The 22,743-nt window shown below is 71.1% G+C and carries 24 protein-coding genes; 20 read left to right on the top strand and 4 right to left on the bottom strand.

All coding sequences use genetic code 11. The features are described from left to right. The first annotated feature begins 13 nt into the window (after positions 1–13). The 5 genes from proC (at position 14) to ACIOD2_RS18635 (ending at position 3,908) form a co-directional block, all read left to right on the top strand. A complete protein-coding gene (gene proC / locus ACIOD2_RS18655) occupies positions 14–823 on the top strand; it encodes a pyrroline-5-carboxylate reductase (protein ID WP_400539333.1) in 810 nt (269 codons plus the stop codon). Between the two features lie 240 nt (positions 824–1,063). Continuing rightward, positions 1,064–1,279 (top strand): helix-turn-helix domain-containing protein, encoded by a 216-nt coding sequence (locus ACIOD2_RS18650; protein WP_013222402.1) that lies wholly within the window; start codon positions 1,064–1,066, stop codon positions 1,277–1,279. A 166-nt stretch (positions 1,280–1,445) separates the two neighbouring features. Then, the gene (locus ACIOD2_RS18645; protein ID WP_007030867.1) at positions 1,446–1,547 is read left to right on the top strand and encodes a 30S ribosomal protein bS22; all 102 of its coding nucleotides are present in this window, start codon (positions 1,446–1,448) and stop codon (positions 1,545–1,547) included. A gap of 262 nt (positions 1,548–1,809) precedes the next feature. After that, complete coding sequence (locus tag ACIOD2_RS18640) at positions 1,810–2,853, top strand: NAD-dependent epimerase/dehydratase family protein (RefSeq protein ID WP_400539328.1); 1,044 nt, start codon at positions 1,810–1,812, stop codon at positions 2,851–2,853. A 17-nt stretch (positions 2,854–2,870) separates the two neighbouring features. Beyond that, positions 2,871–3,908 (top strand): lysophospholipid acyltransferase family protein, encoded by a 1,038-nt coding sequence (locus ACIOD2_RS18635; RefSeq protein ID WP_400540399.1) that lies wholly within the window; start codon positions 2,871–2,873, stop codon positions 3,906–3,908. 250 nt (positions 3,909–4,158) lie between these two features. Here ACIOD2_RS18635 and ACIOD2_RS18630 read toward each other — a convergent pair whose 3' ends face one another. The 3 genes from ACIOD2_RS18630 to ACIOD2_RS18620 all read right to left on the bottom strand — a co-directional run bounded on the left by ACIOD2_RS18630 (position 4,159) and on the right by ACIOD2_RS18620 (position 7,044). Beyond that, positions 4,159–5,061 carry an HAD-IB family hydrolase gene (locus ACIOD2_RS18630; RefSeq protein WP_323329360.1) on the bottom strand — a complete coding sequence of 301 codons (903 nt, stop codon included), beginning with the start codon at positions 5,059–5,061 and terminating at the stop codon, positions 4,159–4,161. Positions 5,062–5,136: 75 nt separating this feature from the next. Then, on the bottom strand, positions 5,137–6,213 hold the full coding sequence (locus ACIOD2_RS18625; protein ID WP_400539324.1) for a DUF5667 domain-containing protein: 1,077 nt from the start codon (positions 6,211–6,213) through the stop codon (positions 5,137–5,139). Positions 6,214–6,327: 114 nt separating this feature from the next. Continuing rightward, a complete protein-coding gene (locus ACIOD2_RS18620) occupies positions 6,328–7,044 on the bottom strand; it encodes a sigma-70 family RNA polymerase sigma factor (protein ID WP_400539321.1) in 717 nt (238 codons plus the stop codon). 315 nt (positions 7,045–7,359) lie between these two features. Between ACIOD2_RS18620 and ACIOD2_RS18615 the strand changes: the two genes are divergently transcribed. The 15 genes from ACIOD2_RS18615 (at position 7,360) to ACIOD2_RS18545 (ending at position 22,260) form a co-directional block, all read left to right on the top strand. Continuing rightward, entirely contained in the window at positions 7,360–8,871 is a 1,512-nt protein-coding gene (locus ACIOD2_RS18615; protein ID WP_400539318.1) for an AMP-binding protein, read from the top strand. Positions 8,872–8,881: 10 nt separating this feature from the next. After that, the gene (locus tag ACIOD2_RS18610; RefSeq protein WP_400539316.1) at positions 8,882–9,121 is read left to right on the top strand and encodes a glutaredoxin family protein; all 240 of its coding nucleotides are present in this window, start codon (positions 8,882–8,884) and stop codon (positions 9,119–9,121) included. Positions 9,122–9,203: 82 nt separating this feature from the next. Then, a complete protein-coding gene (locus ACIOD2_RS18605) occupies positions 9,204–10,769 on the top strand; it encodes a molybdopterin-dependent oxidoreductase (protein ID WP_400539314.1) in 1,566 nt (521 codons plus the stop codon). 240 nt (positions 10,770–11,009) lie between these two features. Beyond that, positions 11,010–11,927, top strand: coding sequence for a redox-sensing transcriptional repressor Rex (locus ACIOD2_RS18600; protein ID WP_400539312.1), 918 nt, complete (start codon positions 11,010–11,012; stop codon positions 11,925–11,927). A gap of 73 nt (positions 11,928–12,000) precedes the next feature. Then, positions 12,001–13,308: a glutamyl-tRNA reductase gene (locus ACIOD2_RS18595; RefSeq protein WP_400539310.1), complete on the top strand. Its 1,308-nt coding sequence runs from the start codon at positions 12,001–12,003 to the stop codon at positions 13,306–13,308. A 20-nt stretch (positions 13,309–13,328) separates the two neighbouring features. Continuing rightward, entirely contained in the window at positions 13,329–14,258 is a 930-nt protein-coding gene (gene hemC, locus ACIOD2_RS18590) for a hydroxymethylbilane synthase (RefSeq protein ID WP_400539308.1), read from the top strand. An 83-nt stretch (positions 14,259–14,341) separates the two neighbouring features. Further along, positions 14,342–15,874, top strand: coding sequence for a uroporphyrinogen-III synthase (locus ACIOD2_RS18585; RefSeq protein WP_400539306.1), 1,533 nt, complete (start codon positions 14,342–14,344; stop codon positions 15,872–15,874). A gap of 131 nt (positions 15,875–16,005) precedes the next feature. After that, a complete protein-coding gene (hemB, locus tag ACIOD2_RS18580; protein ID WP_392758244.1) occupies positions 16,006–16,977 on the top strand; it encodes a porphobilinogen synthase in 972 nt (323 codons plus the stop codon). A 17-nt stretch (positions 16,978–16,994) separates the two neighbouring features. After that, entirely contained in the window at positions 16,995–17,537 is a 543-nt protein-coding gene (locus ACIOD2_RS18575) for a hypothetical protein (protein WP_400539304.1), read from the top strand. Next, complete coding sequence (locus ACIOD2_RS18570; RefSeq protein ID WP_400539302.1) at positions 17,534–17,980, top strand: hypothetical protein; 447 nt, start codon at positions 17,534–17,536, stop codon at positions 17,978–17,980. The genes ACIOD2_RS18575 and ACIOD2_RS18570 overlap by 4 nt, the downstream gene beginning before the upstream one ends. Before the next feature lie 13 nt (positions 17,981–17,993). Continuing rightward, positions 17,994–18,332 (top strand): hypothetical protein, encoded by a 339-nt coding sequence (locus tag ACIOD2_RS18565; RefSeq protein WP_400539300.1) that lies wholly within the window; start codon positions 17,994–17,996, stop codon positions 18,330–18,332. A 62-nt stretch (positions 18,333–18,394) separates the two neighbouring features. After that, complete coding sequence (locus ACIOD2_RS18560; protein ID WP_400539298.1) at positions 18,395–19,705, top strand: efflux RND transporter periplasmic adaptor subunit; 1,311 nt, start codon at positions 18,395–18,397, stop codon at positions 19,703–19,705. Then, positions 19,702–20,415 (top strand): ABC transporter ATP-binding protein, encoded by a 714-nt coding sequence (locus ACIOD2_RS18555; protein WP_400539296.1) that lies wholly within the window; start codon positions 19,702–19,704, stop codon positions 20,413–20,415. Before ACIOD2_RS18560 ends, ACIOD2_RS18555 begins: the two co-directional genes overlap by 4 nt. Beyond that, a complete protein-coding gene (locus ACIOD2_RS18550) occupies positions 20,412–21,617 on the top strand; it encodes an ABC transporter permease (protein ID WP_400539294.1) in 1,206 nt (401 codons plus the stop codon). The genes ACIOD2_RS18555 and ACIOD2_RS18550 overlap by 4 nt, the downstream gene beginning before the upstream one ends. A gap of 10 nt (positions 21,618–21,627) precedes the next feature. Beyond that, complete coding sequence (locus ACIOD2_RS18545) at positions 21,628–22,260, top strand: hypothetical protein (RefSeq protein ID WP_400539292.1); 633 nt, start codon at positions 21,628–21,630, stop codon at positions 22,258–22,260. On the opposite strand, the gene ACIOD2_RS18540 is transcribed toward ACIOD2_RS18545, so the two are convergent. Continuing rightward, positions 22,257–22,733, bottom strand: a complete 477-nt coding sequence (locus tag ACIOD2_RS18540; protein ID WP_400539290.1) for a TspO/MBR family protein — start codon at positions 22,731–22,733, stop codon at positions 22,257–22,259. The genes ACIOD2_RS18545 and ACIOD2_RS18540 overlap by 4 nt on opposite strands. Positions 22,734–22,743: the final 10 nt, after the last annotated feature.

The following is a 22,743-nucleotide window of genomic DNA, read 5'->3' as shown; positions in this document are numbered from 1 at the left end:
CACGCTTGACGCCATGACGGTCATCGCGGTGCTGGGTGCGGGAAAGATCGGCGAGGCGTTGCTCTCGGGGCTGCTGCACGGCGGTCACGCGCCGGGCGACCTCCTCTTCACCGAGCGGTACCCGGCGCGCGTCGAGGAGCTGACGGCGCGCTACGGCATCCAGGGTGTCGAGGTCGAGGACGCGGCGAAGCGGGCGGACGTGCTCGTGGTGGCCGTCAAGCCGCAGGACATCGACCCGGTGCTCGACGAGCTGGCGCCGCTGCTCGGGCCGTCTTCGCTGGTCGTGTCCCTCTGCGCGGGGTTGCCGACGTCGCTGTACGAGCGCCGGCTGGCCGAGGGCGTGCCGGTGGTGCGGGTGATGCCGAACACGCCGATGCTGGTGGGCGAGGCCATGAGCGCCATGTCCGCGGGCCGCCACGCGACCGCCGAGCACCTGGCCGTGGTCCGGGACCTGCTCTCGCACGTCGGCCAGGTCGTCGAGGTGCCGGAGGGGCAGCAGGACGCCGTCACGGCGCTGTCCGGGTCCGGTCCGGCGTACTTCTTCTACCTGGTCGAGGCCATGATCGACGCCGGCATCCTGCTGGGCCTTCCGCGTGCGCTGGCCGGGCAGCTGATCATCCAGTCGGCGGTCGGCGCGGCGAAGATGCTCGCCGAGTCGGAGGAGCACCCGGTGCTGCTGCGCGAGGCCGTGACGTCCCCGGCCGGCACGACCATCAACGCGATCCGCGAGCTGGAGAAGCACGGCGTCCGCGCGGCCCTGCTGGACGCCATCGAAGCGGCCAAAGACCGCTCGGAAGCGCTGGGCAAGGCCCACGAGGGTTAGTCCCGGCGCCGGCCTGGCCCCCTGGGTGTGCCCGGATTCGCCCGTCTGGGGGGTTTCGTTCTCCGTGGGGCTGGAGTTGCACGCGCGAGTGCTTGTGCGTTAGCGCTGGTAGGAGCCCATCTCGGTGACAGGCGTCGCATTAGTCCCACCAGTCCCGCTACTCTCGATAGAGCACGTGCGTGTCGATACCACAGGTGGGGAAGCCTCGTGGCGCGACACGTGTCGAAGGACGCGGTAAAAATGTCGCCGAACAAGAAGGAGGATCTGCCGGCAGTCGGGCAGGTCCAGTTCCTGACGGTCGCCGAGGTGGCCACGCTGATGCGGGTCTCCAAGATGACCGTCTACCGTCTCGTGCACTCGGGTGAGCTACCCGCCGTAAGGGTCGGGAAGTCCTTCCGGGTGCCGGAGAAAGCAGTGCACGAGTACCTCCAGGGTGCGTATTACGACGTGGGCTGATCCGGCCAGCGGGCACGCCGCCGCCAGCGGCGCGCGGGGCTTGGACGTGCCCGCCGACCGGCCCGCGCAACGTGGCGGGTAACCTGGAAAACCGCTCGTGCCTGTGCGCTCCACCCGTTGGACGCTGCGCCGGGCAGCGTGACCGACGACGAACTAAGGAGCGCCCATGGGCTCTGTGATCAAGAAGCGCCGTAAGCGCATGTCGAAGAAGAAGCACCGCAAGTTGCTTCGCCGCACGCGAGTGCAGCGTCGTAAGGCCGGCAAGTAGTAACCCGGCTCAGCCGAGCGTAGCCGTGGCCCGTCCAGTCTCTGGGCGGGCCACGTCCATGTGGTGGACACGCCTCCCCTGTTCGAGTGAGGCGTTCATCGCTTTTCGGGGCGTAGCGGTTAATAGCATGTAAGACACCCTGGGACTACCACTGAAGAGCGGTAACATCTCAATGTCCCCCGCGCGATGCTTCCAGTGAGTGCAGGTTCGCGCACCTCGGGTGATCGCCAACCCACACTCGCCCTACGCCGCAGGGAGCTGTATGCCGTCGAACATCGTGCTCGTCACCGGGGTCGCCGGCGAACTGGGCGGGAAACTGCTCGCCCGGCTCGGCAACAACCCCGACTTCGAGCGGGTCATCGGCGTCGACACGGTTCCGCCGGACAAGACGGTGCTGCAGCGCATGGGCCACGCGGAGTTCGTGCGCGCGGACATCCGGAACCCGTTGATCGCCAAGGTGATCAGCACGGCCGAAGTGGACACTGTGGTGCACGCGTCGTGCACCGCGCACCCCGCCGGGCCGGGCCGTCGCACGGCCATCAAGGAAGTCAACGTCATCGGCACCATGCGGCTGCTCGCGGCCTGCCAGCGTTCGCCGCTGGTGCGCAAGCTGGTCGTCAAGTCGACCGCCGCGGTGTACGGCGCGGGCGCGCGCTCGCAGGCGGTGTTCACCGAGGACTCCGAGCTCATCCCGACGTCCACCAGCGGATACGCGAAGGACGCCGTCGAGATGGAGGGCTACGTGCGCGGCCTGACGCGCCGCCGCCCGGACATCACGACCACTTTGTTCCGCTTCGCCAACATCATCGGCCCGGCGACCGACACCGTCCTTTCGCGCTACTTCGCGCTGCCGGTGGTCCCGACCGTTTTCGGTTACGACGCGCGGATCCAGTTGCTGCACTCTTCGGACGCGTTGTCCGTTTTGGAGCGTGCGACGATCGAGGACAAGCCCGGCGTGTTCAACGTCGGCTCGGACGGGGTACTCACGCTTTCACAGGCGATCCGGCGAGCGGGCCGGGTCGAGCTGCCGATGCCGCGGAGTGTGGTCCCGTCGGTCGGCAAGGTTTTGCGCGGCGCTCGCGTCGTCGACTTCTCCGCCGACCAGGTGCGGTTGCTGAACTTCGGCCGGGTGGTCGACATCACCAAGCTGAAGCAGGATTTCGGCTATACCCCGCGGTGGACCACGCGTGAGGCGTTCGACGACTACATCGTCGGACGCGGCCTGCGCCCGGTGCTCGACGGCGGCCGGCTGGCGGGCCTGGCCGGCAAGGTGCTCGTCGCCGCGGCGACCGGGCAGAGCCGGTGAGCAGCAGACCGCACGACTTGAACGACTTCGAAAGCGAGGCGGAGACGGTGGGCGGTGCCGAGGCACAGGTCATCCCCCTGCACGGACCGGGCCGGGAGAAGCCGGCGGCGAAGCCCGCCGCGGCGGCCGCGGAAGACCTGCGGGAGGCCGATGCCGCGCGGGAAGACGCCCCGGTCGTCGCGTTCCCCGGCGCCGAGCAGCCCGCCCCGCCGCCCGACGTGCTCTCCGCCGCGGCCCGCTCCGCGCTCGGCTTCATCCGCGACCGGCTGACCGGCGACTACACGGTCGACGAGTTCGGTTTCGACGCCGAGCTGACCGACGCCGTGTTCCTCCCGCCGCTGCGCGCCCTGTACCGGAACTGGTTCCGCGTCGACACGCACGGCGTCGAGAACCTCCCGGCCGAGGGCGGCGCGCTGCTGGTGTCCAACCACTCGGGCACGTTGCCGCTGGACTCCCTGATGACGGCGGTCGCGGTTCACGACGAGACCGGCGGCCGGCACCTGCGCGGCCTCGGCGCCGACCTGGTGTTCCAGGTGCCGCTGGTGGGGTCGTTCGCCCGCAAGTCCGGCCAGACGCTGGCCTGCAACGCGGACGCGGAACGCCTGCTGCGCAAGGGTGAGCTGGTCGGCGTGTGGCCGGAGGGCTTCAAGGGCGTCGGCAAGCCGTTCTCGTCCCGCTACAAGCTGCAGCGCTTCGGCCGCGGCGGTTTCGTGTCGGCGGCGCTGCGCGCGGGCGTCCCGATCATCCCGGTGTCGGTGATCGGCGCCGAGGAGATCTACCCGAAGCTGGGCGACATCAAGGTGCTGGCCCGCATGCTGGGCCTGCCGTACTTCCCGGTGACGCCGTTCTTCCCGCTGCTCGGCCCGCTGGGCGCGGTCCCGCTCCCGACGAAGTGGAGCATCGAGTTCGGCGAGCCGATCCGCACGGACTCCTTCGAGCCCGACGCCACGGACGACCCGATGCTGGTCTTCCAGCTGACGGACCAGGTGCGCGAGTCGATCCAGCAGACGCTGTACCAGCGGCTTTCGCAGCGCAAGTCGGTCTTCCGCGGCTGATCTCCGGCCGCGTGTCGTCGCCGCAATCACGCGAGTCGACTCCGGAATCACGCGTGTCGTCCATCCAGGCACGCGAGTCGTCCCTTCGGGTACGCGAGTCGTCCATCCAGGTACGCGAGAGCGCGGTCGGCGACGTGATCAGAACGCCGACACGCGTGATTGAAGGGTCGACTCGCGTGATTGAACGGACGACACGCGTACCCGGCCGGACGACACGCGTACCTGGATGGACGACACGATCGCGGCGGGCTCAGCGGCGGCGGTAAGCCATCCCCGCGGCCACCGCCCCCGCCAAAGCTCCGGCCCCCAGTACCGAAGGCACGCCGATCTTGGCCGCTTTGCGGCCGGTGCGGAAGTCGCGGATCTCCCAGCCACGGGCCCGGGCCACGTCGCGCAGGCCGCCGTCCGGGTTGACCGCTACCGCGGTGCCCACCGCGGACAGCATCGGGATGTCGTTGGCCGAGTCCGAATAGGCCGTGCAGCGCTTGAGGTTCAGGCCTTCGCGGGACGCCAGCGCGCGGACCGCGTGGGCTTTCGCGCGGCCGTGCAGGAGGTCGCCGACCAGGCGGCCGGTGTAGACGCCGTCGCGGGTTTCGGCCACTGTGCCCAGTGCGCCCGTCAGGCCGAGGCGGCGCGAGATGATCGCCGCCAGCTCGATCGGGGTCGCCGTCACCAGCCAGACGCGCTGGCCGGCGTCCAGGTGCATCTGGGCCAGGGCCCGGGTGCCGGACCAGATCTTGTCGGCCATCAGCTCGTCGTAGATCTCTTCGCTGATCGACGTAAGCTCGTCCACCGTGCGACCGGCCACAAAGGACAGAGCGCGCTCGCGGTGGGACTTGATGTCTTCCTTGTTCTCACGGCCGCCGAGGCGGAACTTGATCTGGCCCCAGACGAACCCGGCCAGGTCGGACGAGGTGAAGAACTTCCGCGCCGCGAGCCCGCGGGCGAAGTAGAAGATCGACGCGCCCATCATCATCGTGTTGTCGACGTCGAAGAAGGCGGCCGCGGTGAGGTCCGGTGGCGCCGGCGGGGTGGGCGGCTCGGCGGCTTCGGAGACCACACGAGCGTGGGCGGCCTCGGCCGACGCCTCGCCCGCGAGCGTGGCGAGCCGTTCGAGCTCCTGACTCTTGTCCCTGCCACGCCAAGCTGACACGCAACACCGCCTCCGAACGTCCTTCGCACAGGGTAGCGAGCCCCCCACCACTGTGTCGCAGGTGTGGCCCGGACCTCAGCCGATGATGATCGGCGGCAGGCCCGGCAGCAGCGGCGGGATCGAAACCAGGGGCGGCGGCCTCGACGTCGAGGTCGCCGGCGGCCGGCTCGTGGTCGGCGGCTGGCCGAACACCGGCGGCGGGGTCAGCCCGCCGGTCGGCGCCGGGGTGCCCGCGGTCGCCGTCGCGTCCGACGACGGCGGCAGCTGCGTGCCGGTCGGCGTCGGCGTGGTGGTCTCTTCGGCCGACGTCGGTGACGTCGGCGCCGAGGACGGGTCCCCGCCCGACGACGGCGCCGGGCGCTGGGTGCACTCGCCGGTCGCCGGGAGCAGGCCGAGGTCGTCGGCCTTGCCGGTGGTGATCTGGTAGCAGTTCAGCCGCGCCACCAGGCCGCTCGTGCGCTCCTGGACCTTGCCGAGCAGGGTCTGCGCGTCGCCGAACACCGAGGCCGCCTCGGCCGGCAGCGCACTCTGCTGCGCCGCCAGCCGCGCCGCCTGGTTCCGCGCCCACAGCCGGACGTCGGACAGCTGCTGCGCGCCGCTGCCGTCGCTGGTCGCGACGGCGGTCAGCTGGGTGACGCCGGCCCGCAGGTCGTTGGCGAAGTCGTCGTACGCGGTCCGGTAGTCGGCGTCGCTCGCGCCTTCCGCGGCCAGCTCGCCGAGCTCGGTGACGCGGTTGGTGGCGAACTCGAGGTGCTTCTTGGCCTTCTCCTGGTCGCCGAAGGTCAGGCTCAGTGACGTCGTCTCGCCGGCGCGCTTCACGGCGTACAGCGGGTCACCCGGCAACGCGTTCCGGGACAGCACCAGGGTCAGGCCGGAGAGGAGGAGGAACAGGAAGAGCGCGGCGGCCACCAGGTCGGCGGTCCGCGGCCGCCACCTCCGTACCGGTGTGGCCGCCGCCGTCTCCAGGCGGCCCGCGATCTCCGCGCGGATCCGCTGCCGGGTTTCCAGGTCCGGGGCCCCGGCCGCGCCGAGCTCGCGCAGTGCGCCGACGACGACCAGCTCGTCGGCGAACTCGCCGTCCCGGCGTACCGGGGACGGCTCCAAAGCACGCGCGAACCGATCTGCGTCGGCTCGCTCACGCGCAAACCTCACTGCGCCAGCTCCATCTCGGGCCTTGGCCGGTCCTGACACCGGTCTGGCAGGAGTAACGATCCAGAAGCCGCGATGGTTACCGGTTTCTGTCGACTAGCCGAAAAGTTCGCGGGTTCAGCGCAACCCGGTGGGCAGCAGTTGTGCCAAACGGCGCACCGCCCGGTGCTGCAACGCCTTGATCGCGCCTTCGTTGCGGTTCATGATCTCGGCCGTCTCCGCCACGGAGAGTCCCTGCAGGAACCGCAGGATGATGCATTCCCGCTGGTCGTCGCCCAGTTCCGCGACGCAGCGCAACAACTCGGTGCGGGTCGCGCGGCTGATGGCCTCCTGCTCGGGGCCGGCCTGCGCGGTCGCGCCGACGCTGAACGGCGCCGAACCGGGTTCGGTCACCTCGTCGGTGACGACTTCGAGGCGGAACCGGCTCGACTTCACGTGGTCGAGCACGAGGTTGCGGGCGATGGTGACGAACCAGGCCCCGACGTCACGTCCCTGGTAGCTCACGGACGTGATCCGGCGCAGCGCGCGCAGGAACGTCTCGCTGGTGACGTCCTCGGCGAGGTCGCGGTCGCCCAGGCGGAACAGGACGTAGCGGTAGACGACGTCGACGTAGCGGTCGTAGAGGCGGCCGAACGCGGACGTGTCGCCGTCCTGCGCCGCGCGCACCAGGTCCCAAGCCTCGGCCTTGGCGGCTTCGGCGCGCTCTTCGTCGGAGGCCGAGGCGGAGGCGGACGTGGAAGCCTGCCGGCTGACGGGCACGGCGGAAGATCGCCCGAAGACACGTTCGGCGAACATGAAAACGGGTCCGCGGCTCACGGCGGTCGGCACGGTCATCGGGCGGCACCTCCGGCGGCGGCTGTGACCCAGTGGGTCACGGTACCCCCGATCAGCGGGCGAGCAGGGGCCTGCCGGCTCGCATGCCCCACGGCCTCGTGGGCAGGCAAGTTCGTCACGGCGACTCCCTCTCTCCGGTCGCGGCAGTGATCATCACCACCCCCCGCGACGCAGTGCAGCATACGTGTAGTTACCGCGAAGTAGGTAGTGGCTCGGGTGTTGCGAAGAGGCGACGCTCGCGGTGTGCCCCCATGACGTCGCGCGAGATGACAGACTTGCAACGCTTTTGCTGGGCGAGAGGAAGGCGGGCCTCGGGTGAGTGCCGGTGCGGAGACGTTGTCCGGGGTCGGCGACCTGCTCTCGCGGGCCGCCTCGACGTGGCCGGAGCACCCGGCCGTGCGGGAGACCGGCGGCGGCCGGACGCTGACCTACCGTGAGCTCGCGGCGGCCGCGGAAGCCCAGGCCAAGACACTTGTGGGTGCAGGTGTCACACCCGGCGACCGGGTCGCGCTGCGGCTGCCGACGTCGGCCGACTTCGCGGTCGCGTTCTACGGCGCGCTGCGCGCCGGCGCGGTCGCCGTGCCGGTGTCGCCGCAGGCGCCGGGCCCCGAGCTCGAGAAGCTGCTCGAGCACAGTGGCGCCAAGGTCGTCGTTCATCGCGACACGGATACGGCGCTGCCGGCCGGGGTGATCGGTCTCACTCCCGAAGCTGACCCGGATGGAGCAGCCGAACCCGTCGACGCCGGAGGTGACGGCGAGGACATAGCGGTCGTTTCGTACACCTCGGGCACCACCGGGCCGCCGCGCGGCGTGATGCTCTCGCACCGCGCGCTGCTGGCGAACCTCGAACAGCTCAGCGGCGTCGAAGGCGTCCTCGAGCACGACGACAACGTCCTGATCACCATCCCGCTCTTCCACGTCTACGGCCTCGGGCCCGGCCTGCTGCAGGCGACGTCGGTCGGCGCGACCGCGATCCTCTCGGAGCGCTTCGAGGCGCAGCGCACGCTGGCGGACTGCGCCGAGTTCGGCGTCACCACGATCACCGGCGTCCCGACGATGTACGCCGAGTTCGCGGCGCTGGGCGCCGAGGAGCTCGGGCGCGGGCTGGCCACCGTCCGGCGGATGACCTCGGGCGCGGCGCCGCTGCACCCGAAGGTGCTCGGCGCGATCCGCGAGGCCACCGGCCTTGACGTCTTCGAGGGGTACGGCCTGACCGAGTGCGCGCCGGTGGTGACGTCGACGCTGGTCACGGGCTATCCGAAACCCGGTTCGGTCGGCAGTCCGCTGCCCGGCATCGAGCTGCGGCTCGTCGACAGCGACGGCACCGACCAGGCCGTGCCGCTCGACCCGGACGATGTCGACGACGTCTTCGAGGCCGAGGGGGAGACCGGGCTGGTCTCGATCCGCGGCGCGAACCTCTTCTCCGGTTACTGGCCCGACGGCGACCACGGCCCCGACGACGAGGGCTGGTTCCGCACCGGCGACGTCGGCTACCTCGACGTCGACGGCGACCTGCACCTGGTCGACCGGGCCAACGACCTGATCATCGTCAACGGCTTCAACGTCTTCCCGAACGAGGTCGAGTCGGTCATCTCCCAGCTGCCGGAGGTCGCCGAGGCCGCGGTGGTGGGCGTCGTCGACGAGCGCAGCGGCGAGGCCGTGAAGGCGTTCGTGGTGCCGGTCGCCGGCGCGTCGCTGTCCGAGCAGCAGGTCGTCGACCAGTGCGCGGCCCACCTGGCCGGCTACAAGGTGCCGCACGCGGTGGAGTTCGCCGAGTCGCTGCCGCACTCGGCCACCGGCAAGCTGCGCCGCGTGCGGCTGCGGTAGTAAGGACGTCATGGCACAGGAAGTGACGGTCATGGGCCGCGTGGGCTGCCACCTCTGCGAGGTGGCGGAGGCGGACGTCCAGCGCATCTGCGGCGAACTGGGCGTGGCGTGGAAGTCCGAGGACGTCGACACGGACCCGGAGTGGCGCGCCGAGTACGGCGACCGCGTGCCGGTGATCCTGGTCGACGGCGCCGAACACGGTTACTGGCGCGTCGAAGAGGACCGGCTGCGCAAGGCCCTTTCGTCCTGAACCTCCCGGCCTGGTGAAGCCGTAACACGTCCGTAAGCACTGCGGACCCACCCGATCGGCCTATCGCTCCGAAGATGGAGTGGTGAGCACCTTGCAGGACGCGCCTGCCCCACCCGAGGCGCCCAGGCGGCTTTCGCTGCCGGTCGCGACGCTGATCGGCCTTCTCGCGCTGGCCGCCGCCCTCGGGGTCGGGCACCTGGTCGCGGGCTTCGTCGGGTACACGGCGTCGCCGTTCATCGCCGTGGCGAACTACGTCATCGACCACAGCCCGACCGGCATCGTGAAGTGGGCCGAGCGGACGCTGGGCACCTGGGACAAGCCGATCCTCAAGGTCGGCCTGGCCGTGGTGCTGGTCCTGTTCGCGGTGATCGCCGGGCAGTTGTCGCGTCGCAAGCCACTGGCCGGGCAGGTGCTGGTCGGGCTGCTCGGGGCCGCCGGGATCGCCGCCGTGTTCGTGCGCACCGACCTCGGGCAGGTCTCCCTGCTCGCCCCGGTCGCCGCGCTGGTCGCCGGGCTGACCGTGTTCACGATGCTGCACCGCCTCGCCCTGCCGCCCGAGCTCGTCCGGTACGACCGGGGCTTCGACCGGCGGAAGTTCATGCGGGCCGGCGTCGGCATCGCGGCCGGGGCCGGCGTCGCCGCCGTGGTCGGTGAGGTGGCCGGGACCAGCACGAACGCCGAGGACTCACGGGCCGCCGTCGGGCCGCTCGTGCCCGCGCGCACCGCGCCGCCGCTGCCCGCCGACGCCGACTTCGCGAAGCTCGGCTCACCGCCGTTCATCACGCCCAACGCGGACTTCTACCGGATCGACACCGCGCTGGTCGTGCCGCAGATCCGCACCGAGGACTGGGGCCTGAAGATCCACGGGATGGTCGACCGCGAGGTGAACTTCACCTACGCCGACATCCGCAACCGGCCGCTCGTCGAGCGCCGGGTGACGCTGACCTGCGTGTCCAACGAGGTCGGCGGGCCGCTGATCTCGAACGCGTCGTTCATCGGCGTCGACCTCGTCGACCTGCTCGACGAAGCCGGCGTGCAGACCGGTGCCGAGCAGATGTTCGCCACCAGCGTCGACGGCTGGACCTGCGGCACCCCGGCGAACGTCGCGCTCGACCCGCAGCGCGGCGCGATGCTCGCGATCGGGATGAACGGCGAGCCGCTGCCGGTCGAGCACGGCTTCCCGGCGCGGATCGTCATCCCCGGCCTGTACGGCTACGTGTCCGCCACCAAGTGGGTCAAGGACCTCGAATTCACCAAGTGGGACGCCCGGCAGTCGTACTGGCTCAACCGCGGCTGGGCCGAGCAGGCGCCGATCAAGACCGAGTCCCGGATCGACACGCCGACCGGGTTCGCCAACGTCACCGCGGGCAAGGTCCGGCTGGCCGGCACGGCGTGGGCGCAGCACACCGGCATCGCGAAGGTCGAGGTCCGGCTCGACCAGGGCGCCTGGCACGAAGCCACTCTTTCGGCCGAGGTCAGCAAGGACACCTGGCGCCTGTGGTGGATCGAACTCGACGTGCCCGGGGGCACGCACCAGGCGTACGTCCGGGCGACCGACCAGGACGGGTACACCCAGACGGAGAACACCGCGGACCCGGTGCCCGACGGCGCCACCGGCTGGCACTCCGTCACCCTCGACGCGCACTGACGCCGGAAGTGCCTGGCGGACAAGGATTCTGACGCGGTGTCATGATCTCCGGCGGCGCTCCGGCCCTCGGGAACCGCCTCCGACCAGTGACTTTGTGCGCGCGTTCACAAGTGGACTACCGTAGGACCATCGCCTCCGGGTGGTCCGGCATCGAACCGGACACCGGGCCCTGGGTCAAGACACAGTTCCGAACGGTCGTGGCGATGGCCGCCAGGTGCGCAGCGGGCAGGAGACAACGGCGTGGTGACACAGCGGGGGAGACGCGACGGAGCGGACTCCGCCGGCCGGCCGCCACGACGGCCCCGCCGCCCGGAAACACCGGACGCCGACAACGCCCCGACGGCCGAGATGCCCGCGGTGCCCGCCGCCGCGGCGAACGGCCGCGGGGATGCCCCTGAGGCCGTCCGGGCGAAGCAGATCCCCGAAGCGGCGGTCGCCCGCCTCGCCGTTTACCTCCGCGTGCTGTCCGGGATGTCCGAACAGGGCGCGACGACCGTTTCGAGCGAAGAGCTTTCGCAGGCGGCGGGTGTCAATTCGGCGAAACTCCGCAAGGACCTCTCGTACCTCGGCTCGTACGGCACCCGTGGCGTCGGCTACGAGGTGAGCGTCCTCGTCAGCCAGATCGAGCGGATCCTGGGCCTGACCCGGCAGCACAAGGTGGCCGTGGTCGGGATCGGCAACCTCGGCCACGCGCTGGCCAACTACGGCGGCTTCCCGGGGCGCGGTTTCCCGGTCGAAGCCCTGTTCGACCTGGACGCGGACCTGATCGGCGTGCCGGTCGGCGGCCTGCCCGTGTCCCACATGGACGACATCCCGCGGATCTGCGCCGAGCGCGGCATCTCCATCGGCGTGATCGCCACCCCGCCCACCGCGGCGCAGTCGGTCTGCGACCGCCTGGTCGCCGGTGGCGTCCAGTGCATCCTCAACTTCGCTCCGGTCGTGTTGCAGGTTCCTGCTCACATCGAGGTCCGCAAAGTGGATTTGGCCGTCGAGCTGCAGATACTCTCGTTCCATGTGGCCCGCCGGGCGGACGATGCCGCGAGTAATCAGGGCAGTTCCGGATTACCCGGCACGGGTCTGCCGTCCGACAATGGCAAGGGCAGCGGACGGAACGGCGCGGGTCCGGACGGCGGACGGGAAATGGTGGTGCGCTCATGAGCGAGCTTGCGAGTGAATCGATAAACACAGCGCAGCCGCTCAGGCGCTCACCGAGCGTCAGCGAGGTGACGGCATGAGCGTCTTGGCGGTCGGGCTTTCGCATCGGAGTGCGGAGCTGAACACGCTGGAGCGCGTCGCGGTACCGGCGCCCGAGATCGGCAAGGTGCTCGACGAGCTGCAGCAGGCCGAGCACATCAGTGAGGTCATGCTCGTCTCGACGTGCAACCGCATCGAGGTCTACGCGGTCGTCGAGACCTTCCACGGCGGCCTGAACGACGTCTCGGACGTCCTCGCCCGCCAGGCCGGGATGACCCCCGCCGACCTCTACGACAGCCTGTACGTGCACTACGCCGGTGCGGCCGTCGAGCACCTCTTCTCGGTCACCTCGGGCCTGGACTCGATGGTCGTCGGCGAGACGCAGATCCTCGGCCAGATCCGCTCCTCCTACGCCACCGCGCGCGAGGCCGGCACGGTCGGCCGCACGCTGCACGAGCTCATCCAGACCACGCTGCGCGTCGGCAAGCGCGTCCACACCGAAACGGGCCTCGACAAGCTGGGCGCGTCGGTCGTCTCCGAGGCGCTCGCCGCGGCCGGTGACGTCACCGGCAAGCACGCCGTCATCGTCGGCGCCGGCTCGATGGGCGCGCTGAGCGCGTCCCAGCTGCGCAAGGCCGGCATCGGCGAGATCACCGTCGCCAACCGCACCGACGCCCGCGCCCGCCGGCTCGCCGCGAACGTCACCGAGCAGGGTGTCCCCGCCCGCGCGATCCCGCTGTCCCTCGTCGCGGACGCCGTCCGCGACGCCGACGTCGTGATCTGCTGCACCGGCGCGCAGGACGCCGTCTTCGGCCCCTCGCAGGTGCTGCCCCGCGGCGGCCGTGCCCTGGTCGTCTGCGACCTCGGCCTGCCCCGCGACGTCGACCCGGCGGTCGGTGACCTCGAGGGCGTGCGCGTCGTCGACCTGGCCACCGTCCAGCGCCGGATGCGCGAGGCCGGCACCCCGACCACCGACCGGCAGACCGCGAAGGCCACCGGCATCGTGCTCGACGAGGTGCGCGAGTACCTCGCCGGCCAGCGCAGCGCCGAGGTCACCCCGACCGTGACGGCGCTGCGGAAGCGCGCCGCCGAGGTCGTCGACGCCGAGCTGCTGCGGCTGGACCACCGGCTGCCCGACCTCGAGGCGGGCGTCCGGGAAGAGGTCGGCCGCACGGTGCGCCGGGTGGTCGACAAGCTGCTGCACGCGCCGACGGTGCGGGTCAAGCAGCTGGCCGCCGAGACGGCCGACACCGACTACGCGAACGCGTTGCGCGAACTGTTCTGCCTCGACCCGCAGGCACCCGCCGCGGTGGCGAGCCCGACGCCCCCACCGGAGAAGAAGTAGTAGTGACCAGAGTCATTCGCATGGGTACGCGTGGATCGAAGCTCGCGCTCGCCCAGACCGGGCACGTCGCCGACGCCCTGCGCGCCACCGGCGCCGAGGTCGAGATCGTCACCGTGACCACGCCCGGGGACAAGTCCATGGCGCCGATCCCGACGATCGGCGTCGGCGTGTTCACCTCCGCGCTGCGGGAAGCGTTGCAGCGCAACGAGGTCGACGTCATCGTCCACTCGTACAAGGACCTCCCGACCGCGCCGGAGCCGGGCATTGCGCTCGCCGCCGTGCCGCCGCGCGAGGACCCGCGGGACGCGCTGATCGCGCGTGACGGGCTCACTCTCGGCGAGCTGCCGCCGGGCTCCACGGTGGGCACCGGCTCGCTGCGGCGCACCGCGCAGCTGCACGCGCTGGGTCTCGGTTTGGAAATCGTGCCGATTCGCGGCAATATCGACACCCGCATGCGCAAAGTCACCGACGGCGAGCTGGATGCCGTGGTGCTCGCGCGTGCCGGACTGGCCAGGGTCGGACTGGTCGGGGTGATCACCGAGACCCTCGACCCGATCCAGATGCTGCCCGCGCCCGCACAGGGCGCGCTGGCGGTGGAGTGCCGGGCCGACGACGTGGACCTCGAGCACCTGCTCACGGCCACGTTGGACGACGAGGGCACGCGGGCCGCGGTGACGGCCGAGCGTGCTCTGCTGGCCGCGCTCGAGGCGGGGTGCAGCTCGCCCGTGGGCGCGCTCGCCGAGATCGTCGAAGATCTCGACGCCGAGGGCAAGGTCGTGGAACGGATCTCGCTGCGCGGCACCGCCGCGATCGAGGGCGAGGAAGGTGCGGTGGACATGGTCCGGGCCATCGCGCTTGCCGACAAGGACCAGGCCGCCCAGCTGGGCAAGGACCTGGCCGCAGAGCTGCTGGACCTCGGAGCCGGAGCCCTCTCCGGACCCGCGCAGTAGCGCTTTCACGAGCGCTTCTCAAGACGTAGGAGACCTGCGTCCGTGCGATCGAGCACGGCCGCCGCAAGAGGAGAAACGCACAGATGACCCCCGCGCGAAAGACCACCGGGCGCGTAGCGTTCGTGGGCTCCGGGCCCGGCGACGCCGGCCTGCTCACGGTCCGTGCCCAGGAACTGCTGGCCAAGGCCGAGGTCGTGGTGACCGACCCGGACGTGCCCCAGGCCGTCCTGGCGATGACCGCCGAAGGCGCCGAGGTCCGGCCCGCCGTCGGTGAGGCGGCCGAGGTCGCCAAGGACCTGACCAACGAGGCCAAGGCCGGCCGGCTGGTGCTGCGCCTGATCGCCGGCGACCCGCTGACCACCCCGGCCGTGGTGGCCGAGGTCCAGGCGGTCGCCCGCACGAGCGCCGTGTTCGACGTCATCCCGGGTGTCTCCCCGGGCGCGGCCGTCCCGGCCTACGCCGGCGTCGCGCTCGGCGGCACGCACACCGAGGTCGACGTCCGCGGCGACGTCGACTGGGCGGCACTGGCCGCGGCCCCCGGCCCGCTGGTGCTGCACGCGTCGTCGGCGCACCTCGCCGAGGCCGCTTCGGCGCTGACCGGGCACGGCCTGCCCGCGTCGACCCCGGTCGCGGTGACGGCGAACGGCACCATCAACACCCAGCGCACCCTCGACACCACGCTCGAGAAGGTCGCCAACGACGCCGGCGAGCTCGTCGGGCCGCTGATCGTCACGATCGGCCAGGCCGCCGGGCAGCGCTCGAAGCTGTCGTGGTGGGAGTCCCGCGCGCTGTACGGCTGGAAGGTCCTGGTGCCGCGCACCAAGGAGCAGGCCGGCGAGATGGCCGAGCGCCTGCGCGGCCACGGCGCGACGTCCCACGAGGTGCCCACGATTTCGGTCGAGCCGCCCCGCAGCCCGGCGCAGATGGAGCGTTCGGTCAAGGGCCTGGTCGACGGCCGTTACCAGTGGATCGTCTTCACCTCCACCAACGCGGTGCGCGCGGTGTGGGAGAAGTTCGAGGAGTTCGGCCTGGACGCCCGCGCGTTCTCCGGCGTGAAGATCGCCTGCGTCGGCGCGGCCACCGCGGAGAAGGTGCGCTCGTTCGGCATCATCCCCGAGCTGGTTCCCACGGGTGAGCAGTCCTCGGAAGGCCTGCTGGCCGAGTTCCCGCCGTACGACGACGTGCTCGACCCGGTCGACCGCGTCCTGCTGCCGCGGGCGGACATCGCCACCGAGACCCTGTCGGCTGGCCTGCGCGAACGCGGCTGGGAGATCGACGACGTGACGGCCTACCGGACCGTCCGGGCGGCGCCGCCGCCAGCCGAGACCCGCGAGATGATCAAGACCGGCGGGTTCGACGCGGTCTGCTTCACCTCGTCCTCGACCGTGCGGAACCTGGTCGGCATCGCCGGCAAGCCGCACACCCGCACGCTGGTCGCGTGCATCGGCCCGAAGACGGCCGAGACGGCAGTGGAGTTCGGCCTCCGCGTCGACGTCCAGCCGGAGAAGGCCGACGTCCCGCACCTGGTGGACGCCCTGGCCGAGCACGCCGCGCGGCTGCGCGCGGAAGGTGCTCTGCCGCCGCCCCGCAAGGCCAAGCGGGCCCGCCGCTCCTGAGGTTCGTTGGTCCGTGAAGGCCACCTTGAGGGACTCAGAGTCCCTCAAGGTGGCCTTCACGGCTTTCCGGGGCAAATGCGCTGGGCACCCTTGCGAGACCCCGGCGAAAGCGCGCGGAGTAACTTGGAGGGGTGTTTCCCGAGCATCGTCCCCGCAGGCTCCGCACCACGCCCGCTATGCGCCGGCTGGTCGGAGAAACGACGCTGCGGCCACGCCAGCTGATCCTCCCGATGTTCGTCGCCGAAGGCCTTGACCAGCCGCGGGCGATTTCGAGCATGCCGGGCGTCGTGCAGCACACCCGGGACACCCTGCGGAAGGCCGCCGTCGACGCGGTCAACGCCGGGGTCGGCGGGCTGATGCTGTTCGGCATCCCCGAGACCCGTGACGCCGAGGGCTCCGGCGCCGTCGACGAGCGCGGCATCCTCAACGTCGCCCTGCGCGACCTGCGGGCCGAGCTCGGCGACGCCACCGTGCTGATGGCCGACACCTGCCTCGACGAGTTCACCGACCACGGCCACTGCGGCGTCCTGGACGCCGACGGCGGGGTCGACAACGACGCCACGCTGCGCGTCTACGCCGAGATGGCCGTCGCGCAGGCCGAAGCCGGGGCGCACGTGCTCGGGCCGTCCGGGATGATGGACGGCCAGATCGGCGTCATCCGCCGCGCGCTCGACGAGGTCGGCCACAGCGACAAGGCCATCCTCGCGTACGCCGCGAAGTACGCCAGCGCGTTCTACGGCCCGTTCCGCGAGGCCGTCGATTCGCAGCTCAAGGGCGACCGCAAGACCTACCAGCAGGACCCGGGCAACGCCCGCGAGGCGCTGCGCGAGATCGAGCTGGACCTCGCCGAGGGCGCGGACATGATCATGGTCAAGCCCGCGCTGTCCTATTTGGACGTCCTCAAGGCGGCCGCGGACATCTCCCCGGTGCCGGTGGCGGCGTACAACATCTCGGGCGAGTACGCGATGGTCGAGGCCGCCGCGGCGAACGGCTGGCTGGACCGCGAGCGGACCGTCCTCGAAGTACTGACGTCGATCCGCCGGGCGGGCGCCGACATGATCCTGACGTACTGGGCAGCCGAAGCCGCTGCCTGGCTGGACTGACCGGTTAGAGTCCTCGCGTGCCGGAGAACGACAAGAACACCGAAGACCTCAACGGTCTCACCGACGACGAGCGTCGCAAGCTGGGCGGAGCGCCGGATCCGGTCCTGCCGGGCGAGCAGGCGCCGAAGGCCGACCCGCCCAAGGCGGTGAAGTGGTCGTTCTGGCTGTGGCTCGCCGGCAGTGTGCTGCTGATCGGCGGTTACATCCAGCTGCTCAGCAGCAAGTCGGCGGTCATCGCGCAGATCGTCGAGGCCACCAAGGACCCGCAGTACTCGCCGCAGCAGATCGCGGACGGCGTCACCTCGCGCCTGTGGTACATGCTCTTCGGGTCGATCATCTTCGCGCTGCTGTTCATGCTCTTCGCGTACAAGGCCCGCGAAGGCACCCGCTCGGCGCGGACGGTGCTGACCGTCCTGCCGGTCGTGATGGTGCTGCTGATCTTCGTGATCGCGCCGATCATCAACCTCCTGACGATCATCGCGCTGTTCGTCTTCATCGTCGCGATCTTCCTGCTGTACACGGCGCCGTTGTACTTCCCGAAGGTCGGCAAGCGCTCGTGAGCGAGCGGCTCTACGCCGAGTCCGGCGTGAGCTGGGTCGCCATCGTGTGGGGCCCGGTGTTCGCGCTGGCCGGGGCCCTGGCGGAGCTGGTGACGGGCGGCCCGGTGCACGTCGTGGGCTGGCTGATGGTCGGGTTCGGCCTGTGCGTCATCACGGTCCCGTGGGTGTACGCGCGGCGCCGGTTCCTCTCGCTGGAAGTCACGACGAAGCAGCTGCGTCAGGGCCGCGAGAAGGTGCCGGCGGACCAGCTCGCCGACGTCACGGACGTCGGCACCCCGGTCGGCGCCCGCGTCCTGGGCGGCGGCTGGTCGGTGCCGCGCAAGTACGACTCGCTGCCGGTGAAGCTCGCCGACGGCTCGGTGGTGCTGGCGTGGGCCAAGGACGTCGAGGCCCTGCAGGACGCGCTGGACCGCCTCGTCCGGGCGACGCCGCGGGAGACGTGAGAAAATCGCCTCTGTGATCGACCTTCCGCAGCCCACCGGGGCCGAGCTCTGGCCGCCGGATGAATCCGGGTCCGCCGCGCGGCTGCACAAGCCGTGGCGGATTCTGGTCGCCGTCCTGGAGGTCGTGCTCGCCGTCGCGGCCGGCTGGGGCGTCTACGCCTTCTGGCACACCGGCATGGCCACCGTCGTGACGCGCACCGACGACGGCGCCGTCCTCGAGTCCCACCGGTACTTCGGGGGGCACCTCGCCGCGGCCATCGGGCTCGGTGTCGTGGCCGCGATCCTGCTGGTGGACGCGGTCCGTCAGCTGTCTCTCGCGCTGCGTACGCGCCCGCGAAAGCCGAAGGACTGATACACAGCTCCTCCACAGGGAACCAACAGTCAATTGCTAAGCGGCGGCAGCACTGTTGCCGCATGACGCGGGTGCGTGCCTCCAGGGCATGGGTGATCAACGGTGCTCTGATCGTGCTACTGGCCGGGGCGGGATTCGGGATATACCAAGCCTTTACCCCGGCTTCGAACACGGCTCAGGCCCAGACCCGCAGCACGCAGGTGCGCCGGGCGACGGTCTCCGAGACGATTTCCGCCGCCGGGACGCTCGCCAGCAGCTACACGGGCGCGGCGAACTTCACGACGGCCGGCAAGGTGACGTCGATCGACGTCAAGGTCGGCGACGTCGTGAGCGCCGGCCAGAAGCTCGCGACCGTCGACAGCACGCAGGCGTCCAAGCAGCTTCAGGTCGCGAAGGCGAACCTCTCGGTGGCGCAGGACAGTCTCGACGCCGCCGAGACCGCCGAGGACACCCCGGCCACCGGCCAGAACAGTCAGAACAGCCAGAGCAGCTCCCAGTCCGCCGCCAACAGCGTCACCTCGGCGCAGGCGAAGCTGGACCAGGCCGAGCTGGACGTCCAGACTGCGCAGACCGCGCTGGACAACACCTCGCTCTACGCGCCCGGCGCCGGCACCGTCACCGCGGTCAACGGCACGGTCGGGCAGCAGTCCTCGAGCGGCGGCTCGGCGAGCAGCTCGCAGACCTCGACCAGCGGCAGCGGCCAGGGCGGCCAGGGCTCGTCGAACTCCAGCTCGGCGGCGTCGTCCAGCAGCTCCAGCAGCAGCACCGGGTTCATCACCATCACGAACATGACCGGCCTGGTCGTGAACACCTCGGTCGCCGAGATCGACGTCAGCAAGGTCAAGGCGGGCCAGAAGGCCACGGTGACGCTCAACGCGCTGCCGGACAAGCCGATCCAGGCGTCCGTCGCCAGCATCAACCTGACCCCGACGACCAGCGGCAGCGTCGTGTCCTACGGCGCCCAGCTGGCGCTGACCAGCCCGCCGGACGGGCTGCGGCCCGGCCAGTCGGCGAGCGTCGTGATCACCGTCGCCGAGGCGGAGAACGCGCTGAGCGTGCCGGCCGCGGCCGTGACGACCGCAGGCAACACGAACATCGTCACCGTGCAGGAGAACGGCCAGAACGTCCCGCGCCAGGTGCAGGTCGGCATCCGCGGCGAGTCGACGGTGCAGATCACCTCCGGCCTGACCGAGGGTGAGAACGTCGTGCTCACCGCGACGGCCGCCACCGGCGCCGGGGGCACCGGCCGCACCGGGACCGGCGGCACGGGTGGCACCGGCGGGTTCCCGGGTGGCGGGACCGGCGGCTTCCCCGGCGGCGGCCAGCGCGGCACCGGTACGGGCGCCGGCGGCGGTTTCGGCGGCCGCGGGTGAACCCGGTGATCGCGGTCTCCGGACTGCGCAAGACCTACGGCGCGGGGGAGACGGCGGTGCACGCGCTGCGCGGGGTCAACCTCACCGTGTGGCCCGGCGAGTACGTCGCGATCATGGGCGCGTCCGGCTCGGGCAAGTCGACGCTGCTGAACATGCTGGGCTGCCTCGACGTCCCGACCTCCGGCCAGTACCTGCTGGACGGCTTCGGCGTCGGCAAGCTCAACGAGCGCCAGCTGGCCCTGCTGCGCAACCGCAAGATCGGTTTCATCTTCCAGTCGTTCAACCTCGTGCCCCGGACGTCGGCGTTGTCCAATGTGGAGCTTCCACTGGTCTACAGTGGACTCAAGCGGTCGGAACGCCGGCGCCGCGCGCTGGCGGCCCTGGACATGGTCGGGTTGTCCGACCGGGCCAAGCACCTGCCCAGCGAACTGTCCGGCGGCCAGATCCAGCGCGTCGCCGTGGCGCGGGCGCTGGTCACCGGGCCGGCGATGCTGCTCGCCGACGAGCCGACCGGCAACCTGGACCGCCGCAGCACCGAGGACGTCCTCGGCGTGTTCGACCGGCTCAACCAGCTCGGCCGCACCATCGTCGTGATCACCCACGAGGACGAGGTCGCCGCGCACGCGCGCCGGGTCGTCCGGGTCGACGACGGGCTGATCGTCCAGGACGACGTCACCCGCGCCTCCGGGGTCGTGGGGGCCGTGTCGTGAACCTCTTCGAGATCCTGCGCTTCGCTGTGCGCGGGCTCACCGCGAACAAGCTGCGCTCGTCGCTGACCACGCTCGGCATCACCATCGGCGTCGCCGCGGTGATCCTGCTCGTCGCGGTCGGCAACGGCGCGTCGGCGGCCATCGCGGCCAGCATCCAGGGCCTCGGCACCAACGTCGTCAACGTCTCCCCGGCGCGCGGCGGCGGCCAGGGCGCGTCGGCGCGGCCGCTGACCGTGCAGGACGCGCACGCGCTGGTCGACCCGATCGGCGCGCCCGACGTCAAGGCCGCGTCGCCGGTGGTCAACACGACGGCGACCGCGACCTACGGGCAGACGTCGTACGACATCTCGACCGTCGCGGGCACCGAGCCGGCGTACTTCACCACCACGAACCGCGACCTTGCCGAGGGCGCGCTGTTCACCACCGAAGACGTCACGACGGCGCGGAAGGTCGTCGTGCTCGGCCCGACGACGGCGGAGTCGATCTTCGGCAGCAGCACCGCCGCCGTCGGGAAGAACGTGCTGCTCAACAGCATCCAGTTCACTGTGGTCGGGGTGCTGCAGGCCAAGGGCAGCACCGGGCTGCAGAACGCCGACGACGTCGCGATCGCGCCGATCTCGGCCGTGCAGAACTCGCTGGCCGGGTACGGCAGCCTCAGCCAGATCGCCGTCCAGGCCACCAGCGCGGACGCCGTCACGCTGGCGCAGTCCGAGATCACCGCGATCCTCAACGCGCGCCACGGCATCCGGCTCGGCGGCACCGCCGACTACCAGATCCAGAACTCCGAGCAGCTGCTCGCGACCCGGACGTCGGCGACCGAGACGTTCACCGTGCTGCTGGCGGCGGTCGCGGCGATCTCGCTGCTGGTCGGCGGCATCGGCGTCACGAACATCATGCTCGTCACGGTCACCGAGCGGATCCGCGAGATCGGCATCCGCAAGGCCATCGGCGCTCCGCGCTCGGCCATCCTCGGCCAGTTCCTCGCCGAAGCGACCATGCTCAGCCTGTTCGGCGGGCTGCTCGGCGTCGCGATCGGGCTGATCGGCAGCCGGTTCACCATCTCCGGGATCAAGCCGGTCGTGGTGCCCTCGTCGATCCTGCTCGCCTTCGCGGTGTCGGCCCTGATCGGGCTGTTCTTCGGCAGTTTCCCGGCGAACCGGGCCGCCAAGCTGCGGCCGATCGACGCCCTGCGTCACGAATAAGGAGTCACCGATGTCTTCGTCCACGACGACCCCGCCGCCCGTCCCCGGGGACGAGCCGACGGCGGTGCTCCCGGCCGTCGAGCCGGCGGCCGCCGCCGAGCCGACGGCGGAGCAGATCGTCGCCAGCCCGGCGGTCGAGGGCGACCTGAACGTCGAGATGCGCCGCGCGGCCAAGCCGTTCTCCCGCGCCACGATGGTGCTGGCCGGGCTGGTCGTGCTCGCGGCCGTGTTCGCCGGCGGTGCCTGGACGCACGCCGCGTTCGGCTCGTCGTCGGGTTCGTCGGGCGCGCCGGCCGGGCGCCAGGGCGGCGGCGGTTTCGGCGGAACGCAGGCCGGCGGCACGCAGGGCGGCACCGGCCAGACCGGCGGCACGGGCACCGGGCAGCAGGGCGGCGGCTTCCGCGGCGCCGGCGGGCGTGGCACCACCGGCACGGTCGACCGGGTCGACGGCACCACGGTCTACGTGAAGACCGCACAGGGCCAGGACGTCAAGGTGTCCACATCGGACTCGACGACGGTCGGGGTGACCCAGCCAGGCAAGGTCGCCGACCTCAAGCCGGGCTCGACGGTGACCGTCCAGGGCCAGGCGGGCGACGACGGGACGGTCGCCGCGCAGGCGATCACCCAGCAGGCCGGGCGCTAGTTCAGCACGATGATGGCGGTGTTGAGCGCGGTCGCGAACAGGATCCACGCCAGGTAGGGCACCTGCAGCGCGGCCGCGAGCTTCGACCGGCGGGCGAACAGGACGATCGTCACGACCACGACGACGTCCAGCAGCACGATGTCGAACAGGGCGAGCACGGCCGCGGCGCCCTCGAAGAACAGCGGGGGCCAGAGCAGGTTGGCCAGCAGGCCGATGCCGTACGCGGCGAACCCGCGGTTCTCGCCGTCGGTGCGCCAGTAGCACCAGCCGGACACCGCGATCGTGACGTACAGCACCGTCCACACCGGACCGAACAGGGACACCGGTGGCGCCCACGACGGCAGGTCGAAGCGCTCGTAGATCTCCTTCGACGACGTCGCGGCCAGTGCACCGACCGCCGCGACCACGGCGACGACGCCGAGGAAGCCGGCCAGCACCAGCCACGGGTTGCGCTGTGACACACGTTCGGTCACCGGTTGTTCC

This window comes from Amycolatopsis sp. NPDC088138 (assembly GCF_044741685.1).
Taxonomy (GTDB): Bacteria; Actinomycetota; Actinomycetes; order Mycobacteriales; family Pseudonocardiaceae; genus Amycolatopsis.
Note: the sequence above shows the minus strand (reverse complement) of the source record. Positions and strands in the feature narration are given on the sequence as shown.